Annotated in this window: 3 protein-coding genes; 1 reads left to right on the top strand and 2 read right to left on the bottom strand. The window is 68.5% G+C overall.

Features of this window, described 5'->3' with window-relative positions:
• A partial coding sequence (locus KH616_RS21765; RefSeq protein ID WP_292250701.1) for an EAL domain-containing protein occupies nucleotides 1-923 on the bottom strand: 923 nt, incomplete at its 3' end.
• A 311-nt stretch (nucleotides 924-1,234) separates the two neighbouring features.
• Here KH616_RS21765 and KH616_RS21760 point away from each other — a divergent pair.
• Complete coding sequence (locus tag KH616_RS21760; RefSeq protein WP_292250699.1) at nucleotides 1,235-2,902, top strand: Na+/H+ antiporter; 1,668 nt, start codon at nucleotides 1,235-1,237, stop codon at nucleotides 2,900-2,902.
• Nucleotides 2,903-2,950: 48 nt separating this feature from the next.
• On the opposite strand, the gene KH616_RS21755 is transcribed toward KH616_RS21760, so the two are convergent.
• Nucleotides 2,951-4,566 (bottom strand): DUF6537 domain-containing protein (locus KH616_RS21755; RefSeq protein ID WP_292250697.1); only part of this gene is annotated, 1,616 nt, incomplete at its 5' end.

Raw genomic sequence — 4,566 nt, 5'->3', positions numbered from 1 at the left:
GCCAGACGCTCCGCCGCCCGTTCGAACGCGCGCACGTAGGGCGCGAGCCGCTGCGCGTCGCGCCGCTCGCGCGCTTCCGTCTGCTGACGATAGCGCTCGGTCAGCTCGGCGATGCATGCGCTCGCCGCCGTGCTGTCGGGTAGCCCCGGCGCCGGCCTGCCGAAAAAATAGCCCTGCACGAAGTCCGCCTCGCACGACAGCGCGATCTGCGCTTCATGCTCGGTCTCGATGCCTTCGATCAGCACCAGCTTGCCCGCCTCGTGCAGCAGCGTCACGAGCCCGTGCAGGATCGCCGTCGGTCCCGTCCGGTGCGCCGCGTGCGACAGCAGGATCCGGTCGAGCTTCACGATGTCCGGGTTCAGCTGCCAGACCCGCTCGAGGTTCGAGTGCCCGGCGCCGAAATCGTCGAGCGCGATCAGGAAACCCTGCGCGCGGAAGTCGCGCACCGCGTCGGCGAGCCGTTCGAGGTCGTCCGCGCGCTGCTCGATCACTTCGAGCACGACCCGGCGCGGCGGCATGCCGAGCCGCTTCAGGTTCGCAAGCAGCGCCGCCGCCTGGAACGGATCGGTGAGGACGCCCGGATGCACATTGAGGAACAGCCACTCGCGCTCCGCGCCCAGCAGCGCGAAGTTCTCGAGATGCAGCGCCTGCGCGAGCCGGTCGAGCGACAGCAGCTCATCGTGGCGCGCCGCCTCGCCGAACACGTCGAGCGGCGACACCGGCCGGTCGAGCGTATCGTGCGCGCGCAGCAGGCTCTCATAGCCGACCGCGCGCTGGTGCGACAGGCTGAAGATCGGCTGGAAGACGGTGGTGAGCGTGAAGTCGTGATGCTGCGTCGCCAGGCGCTCGAGCCCTGACGTCATCTCGCGTTCGAACCGATACGGCGACGCAGCGACCGGACGCTCCTGTTGCACGATCGTCATGCTGCCCTCCTCCCGAACCCGGCGAACGCGGCGTCTGACGAACAAGATGGCTCGCGGTATGTCATGAATGGCCCCTCGGTTTCTCGATGTTGGCGTGGTTGCCCAACACCAAGCAAGCTCCGTGCACACCGCCCTTCACGTCGTGCCGCGCGCCCGCGACACCGATGCACCATCGTCGCGCGCGGCCAATGCACCTTGCGAGTGCATCCGCACCGCGACGCTAGACCGCTGCCCGGACAACGGCACGGCCGTACGGTGGCGCGCTAAACTCCGTACGGCTGTCTTTTCCTGCTTTCTTTCCCGATGTATCGATGAAAATCGTCTTCACTGTCCTGATCCTGCTGCTCACCGTCGCGCTGTCCGGCGCGGTGACGCGCTCGCTGCCGTTTCGCCTGCCGCTGCCGCTGATGCAGATCGCGTTCGGCGCAGTGCTCGCATGGCCGAAGTTCAACCTGCATGTCACATTCGACCCTGAAATATTCATGCTGCTGTTCATTCCGCCGCTGCTGTTCTCGGACGGCTGGCGGATTCCGAAACGCGAGCTTTACCTGCAGCGCCGCGCGATCCTGATGCTCGCGTTCGGGCTTGTATTCATGACGGTACTCACAGTCGGCTATTTCGCGCATTGGCTGATACCCGAGTTGCCGCTGCCGGTCGCGTTCGCGCTCGCCGCGGTGCTGTCGCCGACCGACGCGGTCGCCTTGTCCGGCATCGCCGGCAAGGGACGGATTCCGCCGCAGCTGATGCACATCCTCGAAGGCGAGGCGCTGATGAACGACGCGTCCGGCCTCGTCGCGCTGAAATTCGCCGTCGCCGCCGCGCTGACCGGCGTGTTCTCGCTGCGTGACGCGTCGGTCACGTTCGTGATCGTCGCCGCGGGCGGCCTCGCGACGGGCGCGGCGGTCGCCTGGCTGTTCGGCGTGCTGTCGACGCGCTTCCTGAACGCCGAGCAGGAAGGCGATCCCGCCCCCGGCATCGTGATGACGCTGCTCGTGCCGTTCGCCGCCTACCTGTTCGCCGAGCATCTGGATCTGTCCGGCGTGCTGGCCGCCGTGTCCGCCGGGATGACGATGAACTACACGAACTTCTCGCGCACCAGCACGGTCGCCGCGCGCGTGCGGGCGGAAAGCACGTGGGCGATGATCGAGTTCGTGTTCAACGGGATGGTGTTCATCATGCTCGGCCTGCAGTTGCCGCACATCTTCGGCCGCGCGCTCGTCGACGCGCATCACACGAGCAACATGCTCGTCGGCAAGATGCTCGGCTACGTGCTCCTGATGATGGCCGCGCTTTACGCGATCCGCTTCCTGTGGGTCTGGCTGCTGCGCTGGTTCGCGAGCCGCCGCGCCGCCCGCCAGGGCCTGTCCGGCACGATGGCGGGGCTGCGCACGATCGCGGTGATGACGGTCGGCGGCGTGCGCGGCGCGGTGACGCTCGCCGGCGTGCTGTCGATCCCGGTCGCGCTGGGCGACGGCACGCCGCTCGCCGGACGCGATACCGCGATCTTCATCGCCTCCGGCGTGATTCTCGGTTCGCTTCTCGTCGCCGTGATCGGGCTGCCGCTGCTGCTGCGCGGCGTGCGCTCGACGCGCAACCCGCTCGCGGAGGAAGAGCGCGCCGCGCGGGCCGCGGCCGCCCAGGCGGCGATTCGCGCGATCGACTCCGCGCACAATGCGATCGCCGTCGATCTCGACGAAGCCGGCTCGGCCCGCTGCGCGGACGTGTCCGCGCGCGTGATGGACCAGTACCGCCGCCGCCTCACGGCGTTTTCGGACGGCAGCGCCACGCCACGCGCGGAAGCGAAACAGGCCGAAGCCATGGAATTGCAGATGCGGATCGCGGCGGTGCGCGCGGAACGCTCGATGCTGTACCGGATGCGCAGCCAGCAACGGATCACCGACGAAACGCTGACGAAGCTGATCCGCGAAATCGATCTGCAGGAAACGGCGCTGTCGACGCGCAAGAAAGGGCTGGCCTGACGGTGCGGTGCGCGTCGGCGCGACGCGCACCGCTCCCGCGCGAACCCGTTACTTCGCGACGACGACCGGAATGCCCTTCAGCGTCCCCGCGCCCTTCACTTCGTCGAGCGCGTGCTGCACCGCCTGACTCGTCGCCGCGTCGATGCCGAGCTGAAGCGCCAGCTCGCGTTCCGCGCGCTTCACGCCAGCCAGATTGCGCAGCTTCACGTGACCGAAGCCGCGCACGCGCGCATGCAGATCGGCGAGCAGCACGACGCGCGGCGCGTTGTCCGCGTTCATCGCCGCGAACGCGCGGGTCAGCGTCGCTTCATAATCGTCGGCGAGCGCGCGTTCCATCCTGCGCTCGACGGTGCCGCCGAACGGATCGAGCCGCGTGCCGCGCAGGCTGCGCACGCGCGCGAGCATCCCGAGCACCGGCCACATCCACTGGCCGAACACGCGCTTCTTCGGTACCCCGCCATCGCGGCCGGCCTTGGCGACCGCGGGCGGCGCCATATTGAACTTCACGCGGTAGTCCTGCCCCGGCACGCCTTCGAACTGCGCTTCCAGCGCCGCACGGAACGCGCCGTCGGCATACAGGCGCGCGACCTCGTATTCATCCTTCACGGCGAGCAGCCGGTAGAACGTCGTCGCGACCGCACGCGTGAGCGCCTCGTCCCCCTTCGCACGCGCCGCCGCGACAAGCGCGCGATAGCGTTCCACATAACGCGCGCCGCCATACGCTTCGAGACGCGCTTCGCGATCGGCGATCACATCGTCGAGGCGATCCGACGCGACCGGCGCCGCAGCCGCATGACGCGCACTCCACATCGCATCGAGCCCCGCCGGATCGCCGGCGGCCATGCGGCCGACCGAGAACGCGAGCTTGTTCATCGGCACCGCGACATTGTTCAGCTCGATCGCACGCATCATCGCCGCGTGCGACACCGGCACGAGGCCGAGCTGCCATGCGTAGCCGAGCATCAGGATGTTCGCGCCGATCGTGTCGCCGAGGAACTTCGCGGCGAGCGCCTGCGCGTCGCAGCTCGACAGGAAGCCTTCGCCTGCGGCGTGACGCATCTTCTCCAGCAGGGCATCGGCATGCAGGTCCGCATCGGGGTTCTGCACGAACGAGGCGTTCGGGATCCGGTGCGTATTGACGACGATGCGGGTGCGTTCATGCCGCACCGTCTGCAGTGCATCCGCGCTCGCGCCGACCACCATGTCGCATGCAAGCAGCACGTCCGCCTGCTGCGTGTCGATCCGCACCTGATTGAGCCACTCGTCGCGCGCGGCGATCCGTACGAACGACAGCACCGAGCCGCCCTTTTGCGCGAAGCCCATGAAATCGAGCACCGATGCGCTCTTGCCTTCGAGATGCGCGGCCATGCTGATCAGCGCGCCGACCGTTACGACGCCCGTGCCGCCGACGCCCGTGACCAGCATGTCGAAGGGCGCGGCATCGAGCTGCGTCGCCGGCACCGGCAGCGCCTCGACGCGTGCCGCGAGCGCGGCTTCGTCGAACGCCGCGCCCGCGGCCTTCTTCAGCGCCGCGCCCTCGACCGTGAAGAAGCTCGGGCAGAAGCCGTTCACGCACGAGAAGTCCTTGTTGCACGACGACTGGTCGATGCGGCGCTTACGGCCGAGCGGCGTCTCGAGCGGTTCGACCGACAGGCAGTTCGACT

This window comes from Burkholderia sp., from assembly GCF_018375725.1.
Classification (GTDB): domain Bacteria; phylum Pseudomonadota; class Gammaproteobacteria; order Burkholderiales; family Burkholderiaceae; genus Burkholderia.
Note: the sequence above shows the minus strand (reverse complement) of the source record. Positions and strands in the feature narration are given on the sequence as shown.

Excerpts from the sequence above, each read along its gene's own strand:
- KH616_RS21760 (WP_292250699.1), top strand. The coding sequence starts at position 1,235 with ATGAAAATCGTCTTCACTGTCCTGATCCTGCTGCTCACCGTCGCGCTG.